The sequence below is a fragment of the Promicromonospora aerolata genome (genome assembly GCF_042682255.1).
GTDB classification, from domain to species: domain Bacteria; phylum Actinomycetota; class Actinomycetes; order Actinomycetales; family Cellulomonadaceae; genus Promicromonospora; species Promicromonospora aerolata.
Window position 1 is genome coordinate 4,092,051 of the sequence record NZ_JBHUHF010000001.1, and the last position, 18,106, is coordinate 4,110,156.

Here is an 18,106-nt window from a genome sequence, read left to right on the forward strand (position 1 = left end):
CACCACGGTTCTACCTCGGCGTGGGCACTACGCTCGGGCGCATGACACACCTGCGATGGGGAATCCTGGGGGCCGGCGGGATCGCCTCGGCCTTCACATCAGACCTGAACGACAACGGCTTCACCGTGCAGGCGGTGGGGTCACGATCGCTGGAGAAGGCGCAGGACTTCGCGCAGCGCTTCGGCATCCCGACGGCGCACGGCTCGTACGAGAACCTCGTGAACGACCCCGAGGTCGACATCATCTACGTGGCCACACCCCACCCGATGCACGTTGCGGCCGCGAAGCTCGTGCTGGAGGCCGGCAAGCACGTCCTGGTCGAGAAGCCGTTCACGCTGAACGCCGCCGAGGCGCGCGAGATCGCGGAGCTGTCCGAGCAGAAGGGCCTCGTGGCGCTGGAGGCCATGTGGACCAGGTTCCTGCCGCACATGGCGCGCGTGCGCGAGATCATCGCCTCGGGCGTGCTCGGCGAGGTGCGGACCTTGATGGTGGACCACACCCAGGACCTGCCCGACGACCCCGCCCACCGCATCAACGACCTGGCCCTGGGCGGTGGCTCCCTGCTTGACCTGGGCATCTACCCGGTCTCGTTCGCGTGGGACGTGTTCGGCGAGCCGCTCACCGTGCAGTCGCACGCGACGTTCAAGGAGACCGGCGCGGACGCGACCATCGCCACGATCTTCGGGTACGACGGCGCCCGGGTCGCGACGACGGTCTCGGCCTCGGACACGAAGGGTCCCAACCGGGCCTCGATCCTGGGCACCGAGGGCCGCATCGAGATCGACGCCGTCTGGTACAACCCGGCGACGGTTCACGTGTACGACGCCGCGGGCACCGAGACCGAGACCTTCACCACCGAGGTGACCGGCCGCGGCATGCACTTCCAGGCCGCCGAGGCAGAGCGCCTGGTGGCCGCCGGCGAGCTGGACAGCCCGCTGCTGCCCCGCGCCGAGACGGTAGCGATCATGGCCACGCTGGACGAGATCCGCGCCCAGATCGGCCTGACCTACCCGAACGAGTAACGAGCCCCGCTCGGCGCGTGCAGACCTGGCTGCGGTTGGACGGCGCTCAGCCGCAACCAGGTCTGCAGTCGCCGGCGGCCGCAAGCAACTCTGCAGGCGGGTTTTTGGGGGGCGGGCGGGGAAGGTACGGTATGTCCGCCAACGCGGGGAGCTCGGGGTAGCCGGGCTGAGAGGACGACCTGGGCATCCGTGCCCGACGCCGTCGACCCGATCACTTGAACTGGGTAATGCCAGCGGAAGGACGTGCCTGGCGGCACGGGCGTTCGGTCGAGGCAGTCCCGGAACGGGATGCGACGGCGCCCCCTGTCGGGACCGGCGACCTCCGGCATGCCCACGGAGGTCGCACATGCTCGCCGAGATCCAGGTCTCTCCCCGCCCCAGCGGTACCCCCGACGACAAGTACGCGCACGTCGACGCCGCCATCGCCGTGATCCAGGAGTCCGGGCTCACCTACGAGGTGGGCGCCATGGGCACGTTCGTCCAGGGCAGCCCCGACGAGGTGTGGGCGCTCCTGCGTGCCGTCCACGAGGCGACGATCGCCGCGGGCGCCGACGGCGTCCAGTCCAACATCAAGGTCAGCGAGGGCGCCGACGACGCCGGGCCCACCATCGCCGATCTCGTCACCAAGTTCCGGGCGTGAGCCTGCGGCTCCGCGTCCCGCGTCCGCGGCGGCACGGGGCCGAGCGCGGGCGGGCGGGGCGCATCGTCGCCCCGCTCCTGACCGTGCTGGTGCTCCTCGGAACCTGGGAGGCGTGGGTCCGCCTGACCGGCGTACCCGAGTTCGTGCTGCCCGCGCCGTCCCAGGTGGCTCGGACTGCCGTCGAGGTGGCGCCACTGCTCGGCCCGCACGTCGCGACGACGCTCACCGAAGCAGTGGCCGGGCTCGTGCTCGGCGCCGTGGCCGGCCTGCTCCTGAGCATCCTGATCACGGCCTCACGCGTGACCGGCGACGCCGTATATCCCCTGGTCGTGCTCACGCAAACGGTGCCCGTCGTGGTGCTCGCGCCCCTGATGATCCTGTGGGCGGGTTTCGGACTGCTGCCCAAGATCGTGCTGGTCGCGCTCACCGTGTTCTTCCCCGTGCTCGTCTCGGCGGTGAGCGCCATGCGCGCCGTCGACGCCGAGCACTCCGACATGGTGGCCGGCCTCGGCGGCACCCGTCTGGACCAGTTCCTGCTGGTCCGGCTGCCGGCGTCGGTCCCGGGGGCGCTCGCGGGCCTCCGGGTCGCCGCGACCTATGCGGTCGGTGCGGCCGTGGTCGCCGAGTATCTCGCCGGACAGTCCGGCCTCGGCGTGTTCGTGCAGCGGTCCCGCAAGGCCTACGCCGTGGACCAGATCTTCGTGGGCGTGGTCCTGATCGCGCTCCTGTCCGGCCTGTTCTTCGCCCTCGTCGCCGTGCTCACCCGCGTGGCGACGCCGTGGCAGAGAGGAAAATCATGAAGTTCTCCCCGACCTCCCTCGTCCGTGCGGTGGCCCTCGCGGTCGTCGCGCCGCTGACCCTTGCGGGGTGCGGCCCCAGCCTCCCGAACGACCCGCAGTTCGTCGTCGACGACGAGGACATCGGTGGCCCCCGCCAGGTCACCGTCGTGCTCGACTGGACGCCCAACACGAACCACTCCGGCCTCTACCTGGCCCAGGCCGAGGGCTGGTTCGCGGAGGAGGGCCTCGACGTCGAGATCGTCGAGCCCGGCGAGACGTCCGGGCTGCAGCTCGTCGCGGCCGGCCAGGCCGACTTCGCCTACTCCGTCGCGGAGGGCCTGGTCCCGGCGCGGGCCGCGGGGGCCGACGTGGTCTCGGTCGCCACGGTCATCGAGCACAACACGTCGTCCCTGATCAGCCTGTCCGACGACGGCATCACCCGCCCTCGCGACCTCGAGGGCAAGCGGTACGGGTCCTACGAGTCCGGCCTGGAGAAGGCCCTGATCAGCAAGCTCGTGGAGTGCGACGGCGGCGACCCTGCCCAGGTCGAGTTCGCGCCGCTGGTCAGCGACGACTTCCGGATCGGGCTCACGGAGGACCAGTTCGACGCCGCCTGGGTGTTCGACGCCTGGGACACGATCCGCCTCGGTGAGGTGGACGGTCTGGACGTCGACACCATCGCGTTCCGTGACCACTTCGACTGCATCCCCGACTGGTACACGCCCCTGGTCGCGACGTCACGAGCTCTGCTCGACGACGAGCCGGACGTCGCCAGGGGCTTCCTGGCGGCGCTGGCGCGCGGGTACGACGAGGCGGCGGCCGACCCCGACCGGGCGGCGCGCGTGCTCCTGGACGCGGCACCCGAGCTCGATCCCGAGCTGGTCACGGCGAGCGCGCGGTGGCTGGGCCCGCGGTACACGTCGGGCGAGTGGGGCACCCAGGATGCCGAGGTGTGGGACGGGTTCGTCTCGTTCCTCGAGGACGAGGGCCTGACCGAGCCGGGCTTCGACACCGACGCCGCCTGGACCGACGAGTTCCTGCCCGCCGGGTCGGCCGGACGGCCGTGAGCGTGCTCGCCGCGCACGGGCTGAGCGTCCGGTTCGGTGCCGTCGCCGCCCTGGACGAGGTGGACCTCGCGGTGGCCGACGGGGAGTTCGTCGCCGTGGTCGGCCCGTCGGGGTGTGGCAAGTCGACGCTGCTGCGTGCGCTCGGCGGCATGCTGCCGCCGAGCGCGGCGGTCTCCGGCACGCTGAGCGTCCCCACCCTGCCCGGCGGCGGGCCGGCCACCGCGTGGATGCCGCAGCGGGACGGCCTGCTGCCGTGGCGTCGGGCCTGGTCCAACGCGCTGCTCGGGGCGCGGATCGCCCGGGTGCCACGGCCCGACGCCGAGGCGCGTGCCGCCGAGCTGTTCGAGACGTTCGGCCTCGGCGGCTTCGAGCGGGCGTGGCCGCACGAGCTGTCGGGCGGCATGCGCCAGCGGCTCGCGCTGCTACGGACCTGCCTTGCCGGCCGGCCGGTGCTGCTGCTCGACGAGCCGTTCGGCGCGCTGGACCCGATCACCCGGCGGCGCATGAACGAATGGCTGGCAGGCGTGGGCCTGGCCACCACGGCGGGCACGGCCACCGCGGCGAGCACGACCACCGGGCAGCGCGCGGTGGTGCTCGTGACGCACGACGTCGACGAGGCGCTCGCCCTGGCCGACCGCGTGATCGTGCTCGGCGCCCGACCCGGCCGGGTGGTGCTGGACGCCGCGGCCCCGAGCCGCGAGAAGGTGCTGACCGCGCTCGAGTACTGACGCCGGGCGTCAGTCGAGCGGGTGCAGGATCCGGTCGAGGAAGCGGCGCGTCCGCTCCTCGGCCGGCTGGGAGAACATCTGCGCCGGCGCGCCCCGCTCGACCACCACGCCGCCGTCGAGGAACAGCACCTCGTCCGCCACCTGTCGCGCGAACTGCAGCTCGTGCGTCACCACGACCATGGTCCAGCCCTCGTCGGCGAGCTCCTTCATGACGCTCAGCACCTCACCGACGAGCTCGGGGTCCAGGGCCGACGTCGGCTCGTCGAACAGCAGGAGGTCGGGCCCGAGGGCGAGCGCACGGACGATGCCGACGCGCTGCTGCTGGCCGCCGGACAGCTCGTGCGGGTAGGCGTCGCGCTTGTCAGCGAGGCCGACCCGCGCCAGGAGCTCCTCGGCGCGGCCGATCGCGGTCGCGCGGGGGATCCGCTTGACCTGCGTGGGCCCCTCGATCACGTTGTCCAGCACGGTGCGGTGCGGGAACAGGTTGTGGTGCTGGAACACCATCGCCGACCGGTCGCGCAGGGCCGCGCGCTCCACCTTCGCCCGCCGCACGCCGGCGCGCCGGTGCGCCCAGCCGCCGGCCCGGGCGGCGGCCTGCGCCCCGAAGTCGACCACAGGGCCGCCGTCGAGCTCCAGCACCCCGGCATCCGGCGTCTCGAGCCCGTTGAGCGAGCGCAGCACCGTCGTCTTGCCGCTCCCGGACGGGCCGATCAGTGCGACCACCTCGCCGGGCTGGACCTCGAGGTCCACCCCGCGCAGCACGTGGTTGGTGCCGAACGACTTCTGGATACCCCGCGCGGTCAGCAGGCTCCCGGACCCCGGGCGGTCGGTGCGGTCATGACGGTCAGTGGGCGACATATCGGTCCAGCCTCTTCTCGAGCGCGTTCTGCCCGGCCGAGAGCACTGTGCAGAACATCCAGTAGATGAGGGCGGCCTCCAGGTAGACCGTCATGAACTCGTTCGAGAACGAGGCGATCTCCTGTGCCTTGCGGAACAGCTCGGTCACCAGGATGAGCGAGGCGAGCGACGAGTCCTTGACCAGCGAGATGAACGTGTTCGACAGCGGCGGCACGGACACCCGGGCGGCCTGCGGCAGGATGATCCGGCGCAGGGACCGGGTGGGGGACATGCCGACGGTCCAGCCCGCCTCCCACTGCCCCTTGGGGACCGACAGGATCGCCGCGCGGATCACCTCGGCCGCGTAGCCGCCCACGTTCATCGAGAACGCGATGATCGCGCTGGGCCACGGATCGAGGACGATGCCTATCGACGGCATGCCGTAGAAGATGACGAAGAGCTGGACGAGCAGCGGCGTGCCGCGGATCAGCGACACGTAGGCGCGGCCGAGCCACGCCAGCAGCCGGTTCGGGGACAGCCGGAGCAGTGCCACGACGAGCGCGAGCACCAGCCCGATCGCGAACGACGCGAGGGAGAGCGGAATCGTCCCGGTGAGGCCGCCCCGCAGGAGCGGCCAGAACGAGTCGGCGACGAGCTGCCAGTCCATGTATCCCTTTCCACGCGCTCAGCAGTGCTCGGCCGCGACCAGCGGTACCCGTCCGCGATCAGCTACGGGGAGCGCTCGCCCCGGACCTTACTGGGAGACGTCCTCGCCGAAGTACTTCTCGCCCAGCTCGGCAAGGGTGCCGTCGGCCTGGAGCTCCTCGAGCGCGCCGTCGATCGCCTCGGTGAGCGCCTCGCGCTCCGGCGTGGCGACGAACGCCGACCGCGACTCCTCCTCGGTCTCGGCCGCCACCTTGATGCTGGAGGCATCCTCGGCGTTCGCGTAGTCGAGGTAGGTGAGGCTGTCGTTGATCGTGGCGTCCACGCGGCCCTGCTCCAGCAGCGCCACGGCCTGGGCCCAGCCCTCGACCGCCTCGATCTCCGCGCCGCTCTCGACGGCGAGGTCCCGCCAGTTGCTCGTGAGGGACTGGGCGGTCGTCTTGCCGTCGAGGTCGTCGAAGCCCTTGATGGTGTCGTTGTCCGCCGGCACCACGAGCACACCGGTCGACACCGTGTACGGCGTCGAGAACACGTAGTCGGCCTCGCGCTCCGGGGTGATGGACACCTGGTTCGCGATGGTGTCGAAGCGGCCGGCGTCCAGGCCGGCGAAGATCGCGTCCCACTGGGTCTCCTGGAACGTGATCTCCAGGCCCAGGTTCTCGGCGACCGCCTCGGCCACCTCGACGTCGTAGCCCACCAGCTCGCCCGACTCGTCGTGGTAGCTGAACGGCCGGTACGTGCCCTCGGTGGCCACCGTGAGCGTGTCGCCGGACACGAGCCCGAGCTCCTCGCCGACGCCGCCGGACTCGCCCGAGCTACCGCAACCGGTCAGAGCCAGGAGGGCAGTCGAGGCTGCGGCGGCCGTGAGGAAGGCGCGGTTGCGGGACATGGTGAGGGCTCCGTTCGATGAGTGGCACCCATCGGCATTGCCGATGCGCGACCCAAAACTAACTGATATACGAGGTGAACTCACACCCGTTCGCTCCGCCGCCAGCGCGCGGGCGTGGTGCCGTACCGGTCCTTGAAGCGCCGGACCAGGTAGGTCGCGTCACGCAGGCCGGTCTGAGCGGCCACGACGCCGAGCGGAAGATCGGTGTCGCGCAGCATCCGGCGCACCTCGGTCATCCGGCGTTCGGTGATCCATTCGAGCAGCGTGCGGCCCGTGCGTTCGCGCACCACGGTGGTCAGGTAGCCGGGGGTGTAGCCCAGCGCCCCGGCGACGTCGGCCGCCGACACCGGTTCCCGGAACGTCGCCTCGATCTCGTCGAAGACGCGCGTGACCAACGGGTCCGGCGGGCCAGGAGCCGACGGCGCCAGGCGCGCGGCCTCGATGAGGATCCGGGTCAGCAGCGCCGCCGCCGCATCCCGGGCCCCCAGCCGGCCGGGTGACGAGAGCTCCTCGTGGAGCTCCGTCAGCCACGCCGACCAGCGCGGGCGCTCGCCCTCGGGGACGGTGGCGCTCGCCCCGGCAGGCGGCGGCGCGAGCGCGAAGAGCGCCAGGAGCGGATGGTGGCCCCAGGCGAGGGGCGACACCGAGGCGAGCGACGGGACGGCGTCGGGCGTGAAGGCCACGCTCCAGGCGCGGCAGTGGTGGAACCCGGTGAGCGTCGTGCCCGAGTCGATCGCCTGCCCGGGCGGGACGGCGTGCACGTCACCGTCCCGCAGCGGGATGTCCCGGCCGTTCAGCGAGACGGTCCCACCACCCCGCTCGACGTAGACGAGCACGAGGAAGTCGTGCGCGTGCCGGTGGCCCGGCGGCACGTGCGCGTGGTCGGCGTCGGCGTCGACCCGGGTGACCAGCACCGGCGGCGCGCCCAGGCGGGTCGGATGCCCGTACACGGGAGTGCCGTCGGGGCGCACGGTACGGAGAGGGCGCACGGCGGGCTGCTGCGCGGACACGTGGCCTACGTCCCGTCCCAGGGCCGGCGGCCTGCGGCCGCCGCCGGCCGCCGCGGCCCTCCGTCCGGCGCGTGGGCCGGTCCCGGCCCGCCCGCGGCCTCCTGCATCTCCGCGAGCTGGTGCACGTGGTCGCGCGTGGTGGGGTAGAGCGTGGTGAACGCCTCGAAGAGCTCGTCGTAGACGGCCCGGTTCTCGGGGTTCGGCACCACCTCGCCGACGATCCGGGTCCAGTCGGTGTCGGGCGGCACGAGGCCGGACCCGATGGCAGCGAGCAGCGCGTCGCCGTAGGACGCCCCGATCGTCTGCTCGGGAACCAGCTGACGGATCCCGCTGACGTCGCTGACGATCTGGGTCCACGGTCCGCTCCGCGTCCCACCGCCCACGGCCACGACCCGGGACGCGGGCCCGCCGGCCTCCTCGAGGAGCTCGAGGATCTGGCGCACCCCGTAGGCGATGCCCTCGTAGACGGCGCGATACAGGTGGCCGCGTCGATGGCGCAGGGACAGCCCGGCGACGACGCCGCGGGCGTGCGGGTCGAAGATCGGTGTGCGCTCTCCCGCGAAGTAGGGCAGGAGCAGCAGGCCTTCCGAGCCCGGCGGCGTGCGCGCCGCCTCCTCGGCGAGGGTCGCGATGTCGACGTTCCCGGTGAGCTCCTGCACCCACGACAGCAGGCTCCCCGAGGTGCCCATCCCGCCGGCGAAGGTCATCATCCCCGGCTCGACGCTCATCGTGGTCCACATCGGCGGACAGGGCGTGAGATCCCGCCCGGTCTGCACGAAGAACATCGTGGAGCCGTACATCAGCATCAGGTCGCCCGGTTGCCGCACCCCGCAGCTGAACGCCTCCGCCCAGGCGTCGACGGTGCCGGCCATGACCGGCGTGCCCGCGGGCAGGCCGGTCGCGGCGGCGGCGTCGGCCCGCAGGGTGCCGACCACCTCGCCCGGCCATGCCAGGCGCGGCATCTGGAGGTCCCCGAGCGTCTCCTCGACCCAGTCGGCCGCCCAGTCCCGGGCGGGGAGGTCGTAGAGCGGCGCGCACTGGCTGGCCGTGTGGTGGTCGAGGATGTACTCCCCGGTCAGCCGGGCCACGACGTACGAGCTCGAGCCGAACCACCGCCGGGTGCGTGCCCACACCTCGGGCTCGTGGCGGCGCAGCCAGAGCAGCTTGGGGCCGACCGCCTGGGAGCTGAGCTCGCAGCCGGCGCGGGCGACGATCGCCTCGGCCCCGAACCGTGCGGTGAGCTCGTCGATCTCCGCCGAGGCCCGGGTGTCGATCCCGTAGAGGATCCCGGGCCGCAGCGGCGTCAGGTCGCCGTCGGTGACCAGCACGCAGGGGCCGATGCCGCTGACGCACAGCCCGGCGATCGGCCGGCCCCGCGCGTGCAGGGCCAGCTCACGACAGATCGAGACGACGTCGCCCCACCAGATGGCTTCGGCGTCCATCTCCGCGTGACCGGGCCGGGGCAGCGACATCTGGTGGCGGCGGGACGTCCGGGCGAGCACGACACCGTCCGGCGTGGTGAGCACGCCCTTGCTGCTCCCGGTGCCGACGTCGACACCCACGACCAAGGCGGCCATGCACCCTCCCGAGTCGTGTCGGACCGCTGCGTCCGCCGGCCGTGCCGGCCGGCCCGGTCGATCCTAACCGTCCCCGTCGGGCGCTCCACCGAGGTGGCGGGTCAGCAGCTCGTGGGTTGCTCCTGTCCTCGGGTGCGGTCGGCGGGCTCGTACCCGTCGATGGCCGCGACCTTGGCCGCCGACGCCGACCCGGGGTCGAACTCGTAGCCCAGCCACTCCTTCGCGAGCCGGCGTGCGAGCTCGATGCCCACCACGCGCTGACCCATGCAGAGCACCTGGGCGTTGTTGCTGAGCACGGCGCGCTCGACCGAGAAGCTGTCGTGCGCGGTGACGGCACGGATGCCGGGCACCTTGTTCGCGCTGATGGCGACGCCGAGGCCCGTGCCGCACACGAGCAGCGCCCGGTCGGCCCGCCCGTCGGCCACGAGCCGTGCGGCGGAGACCGCGACGTGCGGGTAGGCGGTGTGCTCGTCGGGCAGGACGCCGACGTCGATCACGGAGGCCACCCGGGGGTCGGCCTCCAGGTCGGCCTTGATCGTGTCCCGGTAGGTGACGCCTGCGTCGTCACAGCCGATGGCGATGCGCAGCCCGCCGCCGGTGCTCCCTGCCGTCTGTGCTGTGGTTCGTTCCGGCTCGGTCATCAGGACTCCTCGGGAGTGGTGGGGCTGGGAGTGGTGGGGCTGGTCTGGGTGAGCTGTTCACCGATCGCGGTGACGATCAGCGCGAACGACACGGCTCCCGGGTCGGGGGTGCCCACGCTGCGTTCGGCGAGCGGACGGGCACGGCCCACACGCGGCACCATCGGGGCGGTCGCCTCGGCGGCGGAGGTGGCGAGCTCCGCGGCGGCCTGCCAGGCCTTGGCCAGCGGCAGGTCGGCGTCGGCCCCGTGCGCGAGCTCGTCCGCGAACGGCAGGAGCGCGTCGAGCATGGTCTTGTCGCCGGGCTCGGCGCGGCCGAACTCCCGCAGCCGGGCGGCGCCCGTCCGGACGGCGCCGGACAGCCGGTCGAGCGTGACCGCCTCCTGATTGCCCAGGTCCCGGCCGACCGTCTCGAGGAGCAGGCCCCAGAGGATCCCGCTGGTGCCACCGGCCCGGTCCCCGAACGCGGTGCCCGCCGCGCGCAGCACCGAGTGGACACCGCCCCCGGCCACGCCGGCCGCGACGGCCGCCTCGGCAGCAGCCCTGGACCCGCGGCTCATGCCGATGCCGTGGTCACCGTCGCCGGCGACCGCGTCGATCTCGCCGAGCCGCACCTTGTGCTCGTCCACGGTGGCGGCGAGGGTCGCGACGAGCCGCTGCGCGACCTCTGCGTGCCGGCGGGACGCCTCGCTCGCCACCTCCTCCGCTGCCGCGACCGTCGCGTCCGCGGCCACGGCCCGTTCGGTGAACAGCGTGCTGGTCGTGGCCTCGCCGCGGCGGTACGCCGCGGTGTCGGCCGGCGCACGCCAGAGCGGCGAGAGCTCGTCGTCGAGCCAGGTCACGGTGAGCGAGCAGCCCGCCATGTCGAGGCTCGTGACCAGCTCGCCCACCTCGGGCTCGACCAGGTCGAGCCCGGCGGCACGGAGCCGTGGGGCGACCTCGCCCCAGAGCACGTAGAGCTCCTCGTACTTGGTGGCGCCCAGGCCGTTGAGGAGCACGGCGGCACGCCCGTCGGCCGACGCCGGCCGTTCGGCGAGCACCCGTTCGACCAGCTGGTCGGCCAGGTCGGCGGCGGACATCCAGTCCGTGCTGCTGACCCCCGGCTCGCCGTGGATGCCGAGGCCGAAGTCCATCCGGCCCGGTTCCACGTGGAAGAGGGCGTCGCTCGCCCCGGGCAGGGTGCAGCCGTCGAAGGCCACCCCGAACGAGAAGGTCGAGGCGTTGGCGTGCCGCATGAGCCGCTCGACCTCGTCCAGACGGTCGCCTCGTTCGGCAGCGGCACCCGCCATCTTGTAGACGGTGAAGGTCCCGGCGATGCCGCGGCGGTCGCCCGTGGTCTCGGGTGGGGCGGACGCGACGTCGTCGGTCACCCAGACGACGCGCACGTCGACCCCCTCCGCGCGCAGCCGGTCTGCCGCCACGCCGAAGTTGAGCCGGTCGCCGGCATAGTTGCCGAAGGCCAGGACGAGTCCCGCCCCGCCGTGCGCCGCCCGGGCGACGCGGTAGACCTGCTCGGCGGACGGCGACGCGAAGATGTCGCCGAGCACCGCGCCGTCGGCGAAACCGGGGCCGACCACGCCGTTGTACGAGGGGTAGTGGCCCGACCCGCCGCCGATGACGAGCGAGACCTTGCCCGCCAGCGGGCCGCCCGCGCGGACGAAGCCCGAGGCGTCGGGGACCCGCTCGACGTGCCGCGGGTGCGCGGCGGCGAACCCGGTCAGCACGCCTTCCTTGAAGGTGTCGGGGTCGTTGTAGACGTGTGTCATCGCGTCACTCGCCGACCACGAAGTTCTGGACGGTGTCGGCGTTGTCCTTGGTGACGAGGACGCAGTCGAGCGCCTGCTTCTCCTCGGACACGCCCGTCTCGCCGGTCCGGATCACGCTGTCCAGCTGGTTCATCGCCGTGGTGGTGCCCTCGACGATGGGCTGGACGACCGTCGCGACGAGGTCGCCGTCCCGCACCGCGTTGACGGCGTCCTGGCTGCCGTCGAACCCGAGCACCTTGACCTGGTCGAGCTTGCCCTTGGCCTTGAGGGCGTTGACGGCGCCGAGCGCCATCTCGTCGTTCCCCGCGACGACCCCGTCGATGTCAGGGTTCTTCGCCAGCAGCGCCTCCATCTTCTCCTGGCCCTCCTGCCGGTCCCAGTTCGCGATCTCCGTGCCGACCTTCTTCAGGTCGGGGTACTGGGCCAGGACCTGCTCGTAGCCGTCGGAGCGGACCTGGGCGTTGTTGTCGCTGGGTGCGCCGAAGAGCTCGACGTACGTGCCCTCGTACTCCATCGCCGCTGCCCAGGCCTCGGCACCGACCGTGGCGCCCTGGGCGTTGTTGGAGACGATCTGCGAGGAGGCGAGGCCCGTCTCGGAGATCTCCGCGTTGATGAGGACGATCGGGATCTCGGCGTCGACGACCTTCTGGACGGCGGCGATGGACTCGTCGGCGCCCGCGGGGTCGAGCAGGATGCCGTCGACGTCGTCGTTGATGGCCGTCTCGATCAGCGTGTTCTGCTCGTCCGGGTCGTTCTCGTGCGCGGCGGTGTAGGACTCGTAGCCGAGGTCCGCCGCCGCCTGCTCGGCGGTGTCGACCTCTGCCTTCCAGTACGGGTTGGACGGGTCGACGGTGATGATGGCGATGGTGCCACCGCCTTCGCCGTCGGCGGCGCCGGCGGCGGTCTCCTGCGAGGCTCCGCAGGCGGACAGGCTCAGGGCGAGCCCGGCGGCGGCGGTGCCGGCGAGAAGTCGCTTCATGGTGTCTTTCCTCTCGATCGGCCGTGGAGATACCGCGGCCTGGTTGCGGGGAGGGCTGGTCGGACGGGTAGTGGGGTCGCTCACGCCGCACCGGCGGCGGCCGTGCGCGCCTCGGCGACGGCGCGCTTCGCGGCGCCGCGGCGCTGGGCGATCTGCTGGATCTGGTCGACGGCGACCGCGAGGATGATCACGGCACCGGTGATGACCTGCTGCCAGAACGGCGAGACGCCGACGATGACGAGGCCGTTGGCGAGGAACCCGATGACGAAGGCGCCGATGATCGTGCCCTTCACCGTGCCCCGGCCACCGGAGAGCGCCGCGCCACCGATCACGACGGCGGCGATGGCGTTCAGCTCGTAGAACTGGCCGAGGTCGGCGGTGGCGGAGCTGATGTTGGCGATCTGGAGCACCCCGACGATGCCCGCGCACACGCCGGCGATCACGTAGATGCGGGTCTTGACCTGGGTGACCGGCACGCCGGACAGCTCGGCGGCGCGCTCGTTGCTGCCGCTGGCGTACAGCCAGCGGCCGAACGGCGAGCGGACCAGCAGGATCGAGGCGAGGACCGCCAGCGCGACCATCACCCACGCCGAGATCGGCAGCCCGAGCGGACGGCTGGCGAAGACCTCGAAGAAACCGGTGTTGCCCAGTCCCTCCTGCCCGCGCAGCTCGTTGGTGATGTTCTGCCCGTCGAGCAGCACCTCGGTGAGGCCGCGCCCGACGTAGAGCATCCCCAGCGTGACGATGAACGGCGCCAGGCGTAGCCGGGAGATCAGCAACCCGTTGAGGTACCCGACGAGGGCGCCGACGGCCACCGAGAGCACGACGATCACCCAGACCTTCGGGAACATGATCGCCTGGGTGAGCGGCATGTCGATGCCGCGGAACAGGTTGCCGGCCACGGCGCCGGTCAGGCCGACGGTCGAGCCGACCGAGAGGTCGATCCCGCCGTTCAGGATCACCATCAGCATGCCCAGCGCGATGATCGCGTTGAAGGCCACCTGCTTGGTGATGGTCACCAGGTTTCCCGGGTCGAGGTAGTTGTCGCTCAGCACCGCGAACACCGCGATGATGAGGACGAGCGCGACGAGCGCCCTGCCCTCCACGAGGACGGACCCGACGTTGAGCGAGCGCAGCCGGGTGGCAAGGCTCGTCCCGTCCGGCCCGGCCGGGACCGGTCCGGTCGGTGTCGGTGTGGTCGGCGCGTCGGTGGCGGTCATCGCGGGCCTCCGTTGGCTCCGTGGGTGCGGGTCGGGTCGGTGGTTCTCGGGCTCGCCGGGTCGGCGGGCGGTGCGGCGCCGGCGGGCGGTGCGGTAGGGGTGGGCGCCGGGCCGTCGGACTCGCCGGACGCAGCCATGACCTCCGCCCGGGTGGCCGTGCGGGGGTCGAACTCGCGGACCGCCCGGCCCTTGCTCATCACGACGATGCGGTGGGAGGCCGTCATGGCCTCGCCGATCTCCGAGGTGACGTAGAGCACCCCGAGGCCCTTGCGGGCCTCCTTGAAGAGCAGTGCGAAGATCTCGCCCTTGGCGCCGACGTCGATCCCACGGGTCGGCTCGTCGAGGAGCAGGACCTTCGGGTCGGTCATGAGGAGCTTCCCGATCACGACCTTCTGCTGGTTGCCTCCGGAGAGCGAGGTGATCGGGGCACCCGGACCCGAGGCCTTGACGCGCACCTCCGCCATGCCCTGCTTGATCCGCTTCGACTCGGCTCCCCGGGAGACCAGCCCGCGGCGGACGGCGGAGCGCAGCCCGGCGAGCGAGAGGTTGCTCCCGACGCTGAGCATCTGCACGACGCCGTCGCGCTGCCGGTCCTCGGGGACCAGGCCGAGGCCGCCGGCGATCCGGGCGCCGATGTCGAGGTCTGCGATGTCGGTGCCGTCCAGGAGGACCTGGCCGCCCGCGATCGGGTCCCGGCCGGCGAGCGCCTCCATGAGCTCGGTGCGGCCGGCGCCCATCAGGCCGTAGAGGCACACGATCTCGCCGCTGCGCACGTCGACCGAGACGTCGTCGACCATGACGCGTCCGGTGTCGAGGTCGGCCACCGTGACGTTCTGGACCGAGAGGGCGACGTCGCCGAACTCCCGGGGCTCGTCGCGGAAGTCGTACTCGGCCTGGCGGCCGGTCATCCGGTGCACCACCCACGGCAGGTCGATCTCCGACACCGGTTCGTGCGCCACCATCTCGCCGTCCCGCAGCACCACCGCGTGGTCGGCGATGCTGATCGCCTCCTCCAGGTGGTGGGAGATGTAGACGATCGCCACGCCGTTCGCGGTGAGCTCCCGGATGATCTTGAAGAGCACCTCGATCTCGCTGGCGCTGAGCGCGGACGTGGGCTCGTCCATGATCAGGATCCGGGCGTCGGCGGCCAGCGCGCGCGCGATCTCGACGATCTGCTGCTGGCCCATCCGGAGGTCGGCCACCGGGGTGCCCGGTGCGATGTCCTCCTCGAGCTGCCGCATCAGCCGCGCGGTGATCTCGGCCTCGCGGCCGTAGTCGACCCCGCCGGTGCGGGTGTGCAGCTCGCGGCCGAGAAAGATGTTGTCCCGCACGCTGAGGTTGGAGCAGAGGTTTGTCTCCTGGTGGATGATCGAGATGCCGCGCTCCACCGCGTCGACGGTGTTCTCCAGCGCGACGCGCTCGTCGTGCAGGACCAGGTGGCCACCGGTGGGCTGCTCCACCCCGGACAGGATCTTCATGAGCGTCGACTTGCCCGCACCGTTCTCGCCGAAGAGCACGGTGACCTGGCCGGCGCGGACGTCGAAGTCGACACCCTTGAGGGCCTTGGTGACCCCGTAGGTCTTGGCGATCCCGACGGCCCGGAGCACGACCTGCCCGATCTCCGCGGTATCGGTAGGGGCAGGGGCCACGGCGGTCACCGGTCGACCTCCATCGTCAGCGGCTGGACCTGCACCGGCTTGGCCGGGGACTGGGGGAGCCCGGTGTCCGTCACGGTGACGATCCCGGTGAAGCTGAGCTTCGTTCCCTTGGCGAGCCCGGTCGGGCCCTCGTCGCCCGTGCTCTCGGTGATCTGGTCCTGGACGAGCGCCTTCAGCTCGTCGCCCACCTGCTGGTAGGTGGTCTGGTTCGAGGCGTCGCCGAACCGGAAGCCGAGCGCGTCGCGCAGCACCGTGCCGTTGACGGCGGGACCGGCCGCGATGCTGAGGGGCGTCTTCTCGGACACGCCGTCCACGGTGATCTCGACGGCCTGCGGCTGTGTCGCGACGACCGTCGCCTCTCCCGTGACGGGGAACAGGTAGGTCGTCTCGTTCGGCGTGACCGCCTCCAGGCGGTCGGCCGTCCCGGCCACGTCCTGCTCCAGGCCGGTCAGCAGCTCGGGGAGCGGCGTGGCCGCATCGGGGAGGGTCTCGTTCGCCTCCGTGAACAGCTCGTCGGCGACCTGTTGCGGGTCGAACGCCTCCGGCCCGATCGAAGCGAGCTCCTCCGGGGTGACGAAGCGGGTGCTGAGGGTCATCGCGACGAGGAGTGCGGCGACGACCGCTGCCCCGACGACGCGGAGCGGGGTCGAGCGGCGGGTGCGTCCCATCACCGGTCCTTTCGAACGATTGCGGGCACCTGGTCGGTGGTGCTGTGCGCGCGGGCGGCGTCGGCACAGCGGTGAGCGAGGTCGAGCAGGCCGGCCGCCGTCCACGCGGCCCGGCCGACGAAGAGGCCGTCGACGTCGAGGCCGCTCGCGAGGTCGGCGGCGTTGCCGGCGTCGACGCTGCCGCCGTAGAGGACACCGGTCGTGCTGTCCGGCAGCTCCTCGGCGAGGACCTGGCGGACGACGGCGAGCCCGTCGGCGACGTCGTCGGGTGCGGCGGCCCGCCCCTGGGCGCCGATCGCCCAGTGCGGCTCGTAGGCGATCAGCAGCTCGGCGGGTGCGAGGCGTCCGAGGCCGCCGAGCGCGGCACGGACCTGTCCGGCGACCACCGACGCGGTGTCGCCGCGGTCGCGCTCGGCGGCGGTCTCGCCGACGCAGACCAGGGGGATCAGCCCCGCCGACACCGCCGCGGCCACCTTGGCGGCGATCAGCTCGTCGGTCTCGCCGAGCAGGGTGCGCCGCTCGGCGTGCCCGAGCTCCACCATTCGGGCGCCGGCGTCCCGCACCATGCCCATGGAGACCTCGCCGGTGACCGGGCCCTCCGGGCCGGGGTAGGCGTTCTGCGCGCCGAGCAGCAGCCTGGCACGGTCGAGCTGGGCACCGTCGAGCCGGTCGCGGACGGTGGCGAGGGCGGTGACGGGCGGCAGCACGAAGAGGCGCAGCTCCGGCGGTACCTGCCCGGCCAGCGCGGCGGTACGCAGCTCGTCGGCGTAGTCACCGGCCTCGGCCAGCGTCTTGGTCATCTTCCAGCTCGTGCCGAGCCAGAAGGTGGACGCCGTCGTCGTGGTCGTCGTGCTGGTCACGGGATCAGCGAGACCTTGATCGACTCGGTGCCACGGGACACCAGGTCGAGGCCGTCCTGGAACTGGGCGAGGGGCAGCTGGTGGGTGCAGATCTCGTCCAGCGGCAGGACGCCGGACTCCAGCATCCGGATCGCGGCCGGCCAGCAGTGCGGGCCGAGGTGGGCGCCGCGTACGTCGAGCTCCTTGTCGTCGCTGATGATGCTCCAGTCGACCGTCACGTCGGAGCCGAAGACGCCGTACTCCACGTAGGTCCCGAGCTTGCGGAGCACGTTGAGGCCCTGGAGGACCGCGGAGGGGTGGCCCGTGCCCTCGAGGTAGACGTCGGCGCCGTAGCCCTCGGTGATCGAGCGGACGAACTCGACCGGGTCCTCCTCGCGGATGTTGACCACGTCGGTGGCGCCGCACTTCCGGGCCAGCTCCAGCTTCTCGGGGGCCATGTCGAGCGCGACCACGCGGGCCGGGGACTTGGCCGCCGCGCCGGCGATCATGCCGAGACCGATCGGGCCGCAGCCCGCGACCACGACGACGTCGTCGAAGGTGATCTGGGCCCGCTCGACCGCGTGCAGCGAGCAGGACAGCGGCTCCGCGAACGCCGCGTGCGCGGGCGGGAGGTCCTTGCTGATGCGGTGCACCAGGGAGGCGGAGGAGAAGACCATGTAGTCGGCCATGGCGCCGGGGGTGCGGCGCTTGAAGCCGAACATGTCGTGCGGCGCGCACATCCAGTACTGCCCGCGGCGGCAGTAGCGGCACTCCCCGCACGGCACGATCTGCTCCGCGACGACCCGGTCGCCGACCGTGACGCCCCAGCGCTCCTGGGCGGCGTCGTCGAGTGCGACGACCGTGCCGGTGAACTCGTGCCCGGGGATGACCTCGGTCTCGGCCCAGGCGGGGCGGTTCTCGTCGCCCCAGAACTTCGCGGCGCCGTGGTAGCACTTCAGGTCGCTCGCGCAGATGCCGACCGCTTCGACCTTCACCAGTGCCTCGCCGGGGCCGGGCACGGGGACCGGCACCTCCTCGAGGCGGTAGTCCTCGGGGCCGTGGCTGACGACCGCCTGCATGGTGCTCGGAACGGATCCAGAAGATGCCTGCGTCATTGGAGTCTCCT

At 72.2% G+C, this 18,106-nt stretch carries 18 protein-coding genes; 5 read left to right on the forward strand and 13 right to left on the reverse strand.

What is annotated here, in order from left to right; genetic code table 11:
- The first annotated feature begins 41 nt into the window (after nt 1-41).
- From ACFSL2_RS18215 to ACFSL2_RS18235, 5 genes are all read left to right on the forward strand, one after another.
- Complete coding sequence (locus ACFSL2_RS18215; RefSeq protein WP_377199192.1) at nt 42-1,022, forward strand: Gfo/Idh/MocA family protein; 981 nt, start codon at nt 42-44, stop codon at nt 1,020-1,022.
- 346 nt (nt 1,023-1,368) lie between these two features.
- Complete coding sequence (locus ACFSL2_RS18220) at nt 1,369-1,662, forward strand: thiamine-binding protein (protein WP_377199193.1); 294 nt, start codon at nt 1,369-1,371, stop codon at nt 1,660-1,662.
- Nucleotides 1,659-2,462 (forward strand): ABC transporter permease, encoded by an 804-nt coding sequence (locus ACFSL2_RS18225; protein ID WP_377199194.1) that lies wholly within the window; start codon nt 1,659-1,661, stop codon nt 2,460-2,462. The genes ACFSL2_RS18220 and ACFSL2_RS18225 overlap by 4 nt, the downstream gene beginning before the upstream one ends.
- The gene (locus ACFSL2_RS18230) at nt 2,459-3,508 is read left to right on the forward strand and encodes an ABC transporter substrate-binding protein (RefSeq protein WP_377199195.1); all 1,050 of its coding nucleotides are present in this window, start codon (nt 2,459-2,461) and stop codon (nt 3,506-3,508) included. The genes ACFSL2_RS18225 and ACFSL2_RS18230 overlap by 4 nt, the downstream gene beginning before the upstream one ends.
- Nucleotides 3,505-4,236, forward strand: a complete 732-nt coding sequence (locus tag ACFSL2_RS18235; protein ID WP_377199196.1) for an ABC transporter ATP-binding protein — start codon at nt 3,505-3,507, stop codon at nt 4,234-4,236. Before ACFSL2_RS18230 ends, ACFSL2_RS18235 begins: the two co-directional genes overlap by 4 nt.
- A gap of 9 nt (nt 4,237-4,245) precedes the next feature.
- On the opposite strand, the gene ACFSL2_RS18240 is transcribed toward ACFSL2_RS18235, so the two are convergent.
- The 13 genes from ACFSL2_RS18240 to ACFSL2_RS18300 all read right to left on the reverse strand — a co-directional run bounded on the left by ACFSL2_RS18240 (nt 4,246) and on the right by ACFSL2_RS18300 (nt 18,095).
- A complete protein-coding gene (locus tag ACFSL2_RS18240) occupies nt 4,246-5,094 on the reverse strand; it encodes an amino acid ABC transporter ATP-binding protein (protein WP_377199197.1) in 849 nt (282 codons plus the stop codon).
- Nucleotides 5,081-5,740 (reverse strand): amino acid ABC transporter permease, encoded by a 660-nt coding sequence (locus ACFSL2_RS18245; RefSeq protein WP_377199198.1) that lies wholly within the window; start codon nt 5,738-5,740, stop codon nt 5,081-5,083. The genes ACFSL2_RS18240 and ACFSL2_RS18245 overlap by 14 nt, the downstream gene beginning before the upstream one ends.
- 87 nt (nt 5,741-5,827) lie before the next feature.
- Nucleotides 5,828-6,625 (reverse strand): amino acid ABC transporter substrate-binding protein, encoded by a 798-nt coding sequence (locus tag ACFSL2_RS18250; RefSeq protein WP_377199199.1) that lies wholly within the window; start codon nt 6,623-6,625, stop codon nt 5,828-5,830.
- Nucleotides 6,626-6,705: 80 nt separating this feature from the next.
- Complete coding sequence (locus ACFSL2_RS18255) at nt 6,706-7,635, reverse strand: AraC family transcriptional regulator (RefSeq protein ID WP_377199200.1); 930 nt, start codon at nt 7,633-7,635, stop codon at nt 6,706-6,708.
- A gap of 5 nt (nt 7,636-7,640) precedes the next feature.
- Nucleotides 7,641-9,212, reverse strand: coding sequence for an FGGY-family carbohydrate kinase (locus ACFSL2_RS18260; protein ID WP_377199201.1), 1,572 nt, complete (start codon nt 9,210-9,212; stop codon nt 7,641-7,643).
- A 101-nt stretch (nt 9,213-9,313) separates the two neighbouring features.
- The gene (locus ACFSL2_RS18265; RefSeq protein WP_377199202.1) at nt 9,314-9,853 is read right to left on the reverse strand and encodes a ribose-5-phosphate isomerase; all 540 of its coding nucleotides are present in this window, start codon (nt 9,851-9,853) and stop codon (nt 9,314-9,316) included.
- On the reverse strand, nt 9,853-11,616 hold the full coding sequence (locus ACFSL2_RS18270) for a dihydroxyacetone kinase family protein (protein WP_377199203.1): 1,764 nt from the start codon (nt 11,614-11,616) through the stop codon (nt 9,853-9,855). The genes ACFSL2_RS18265 and ACFSL2_RS18270 overlap by 1 nt, the downstream gene beginning before the upstream one ends.
- A gap of 4 nt (nt 11,617-11,620) precedes the next feature.
- On the reverse strand, nt 11,621-12,595 hold the full coding sequence (locus tag ACFSL2_RS18275; RefSeq protein WP_377199204.1) for a D-ribose ABC transporter substrate-binding protein: 975 nt from the start codon (nt 12,593-12,595) through the stop codon (nt 11,621-11,623).
- Nucleotides 12,596-12,675: 80 nt separating this feature from the next.
- Nucleotides 12,676-13,815, reverse strand: a complete 1,140-nt coding sequence (locus ACFSL2_RS18280; RefSeq protein ID WP_377199205.1) for an ABC transporter permease — start codon at nt 13,813-13,815, stop codon at nt 12,676-12,678.
- Entirely contained in the window at nt 13,812-15,473 is a 1,662-nt protein-coding gene (locus tag ACFSL2_RS18285) for a sugar ABC transporter ATP-binding protein (RefSeq protein WP_377199206.1), read from the reverse strand. The genes ACFSL2_RS18280 and ACFSL2_RS18285 overlap by 4 nt, the downstream gene beginning before the upstream one ends.
- Entirely contained in the window at nt 15,470-16,141 is a 672-nt protein-coding gene (locus ACFSL2_RS18290) for a DUF2291 family protein (protein ID WP_377199207.1), read from the reverse strand. Before ACFSL2_RS18290 ends, ACFSL2_RS18285 begins: the two co-directional genes overlap by 4 nt.
- Nucleotides 16,141-17,001: a triose-phosphate isomerase family protein gene (locus tag ACFSL2_RS18295; RefSeq protein ID WP_377199208.1), complete on the reverse strand. Its 861-nt coding sequence runs from the start codon at nt 16,999-17,001 to the stop codon at nt 16,141-16,143. The genes ACFSL2_RS18290 and ACFSL2_RS18295 overlap by 1 nt, the downstream gene beginning before the upstream one ends.
- The gene (locus ACFSL2_RS18300) at nt 16,998-18,095 is read right to left on the reverse strand and encodes an alcohol dehydrogenase catalytic domain-containing protein (RefSeq protein WP_377199209.1); all 1,098 of its coding nucleotides are present in this window, start codon (nt 18,093-18,095) and stop codon (nt 16,998-17,000) included. Before ACFSL2_RS18300 ends, ACFSL2_RS18295 begins: the two co-directional genes overlap by 4 nt.
- Between the last annotated feature and the right edge of the window lie 11 nt (nt 18,096-18,106).

Coding starts and splice junctions, on each gene's coding strand:
- ACFSL2_RS18215 (WP_377199192.1), top strand. CDS start 42: ATGACACACCTGCGATGGGGAATCCTGGGGGCCGGCGGGATCGCCTCG.
- ACFSL2_RS18220 (WP_377199193.1), top strand. CDS start 1,369: ATGCTCGCCGAGATCCAGGTCTCTCCCCGCCCCAGCGGTACCCCCGAC.
- ACFSL2_RS18230 (WP_377199195.1), top strand. CDS start 2,459: ATGAAGTTCTCCCCGACCTCCCTCGTCCGTGCGGTGGCCCTCGCGGTC.
- ACFSL2_RS18240 (WP_377199197.1), bottom strand. CDS start 5,094: ATGTCGCCCACTGACCGTCATGACCGCACCGACCGCCCGGGGTCCGGG.
- ACFSL2_RS18245 (WP_377199198.1), bottom strand. CDS start 5,740: ATGGACTGGCAGCTCGTCGCCGACTCGTTCTGGCCGCTCCTGCGGGGC.
- ACFSL2_RS18250 (WP_377199199.1), bottom strand. CDS start 6,625: ATGTCCCGCAACCGCGCCTTCCTCACGGCCGCCGCAGCCTCGACTGCC.
- ACFSL2_RS18260 (WP_377199201.1), bottom strand. CDS start 9,212: ATGGCCGCCTTGGTCGTGGGTGTCGACGTCGGCACCGGGAGCAGCAAG.
- ACFSL2_RS18265 (WP_377199202.1), bottom strand. CDS start 9,853: ATGACCGAGCCGGAACGAACCACAGCACAGACGGCAGGGAGCACCGGC.
- ACFSL2_RS18270 (WP_377199203.1), bottom strand. CDS start 11,616: ATGACACACGTCTACAACGACCCCGACACCTTCAAGGAAGGCGTGCTG.
- ACFSL2_RS18275 (WP_377199204.1), bottom strand. CDS start 12,595: ATGAAGCGACTTCTCGCCGGCACCGCCGCCGCCGGGCTCGCCCTGAGC.
- ACFSL2_RS18280 (WP_377199205.1), bottom strand. CDS start 13,815: ATGACCGCCACCGACGCGCCGACCACACCGACACCGACCGGACCGGTC.
- ACFSL2_RS18290 (WP_377199207.1), bottom strand. CDS start 16,141: ATGGGACGCACCCGCCGCTCGACCCCGCTCCGCGTCGTCGGGGCAGCG.
- ACFSL2_RS18300 (WP_377199209.1), bottom strand. CDS start 18,095: ATGACGCAGGCATCTTCTGGATCCGTTCCGAGCACCATGCAGGCGGTC.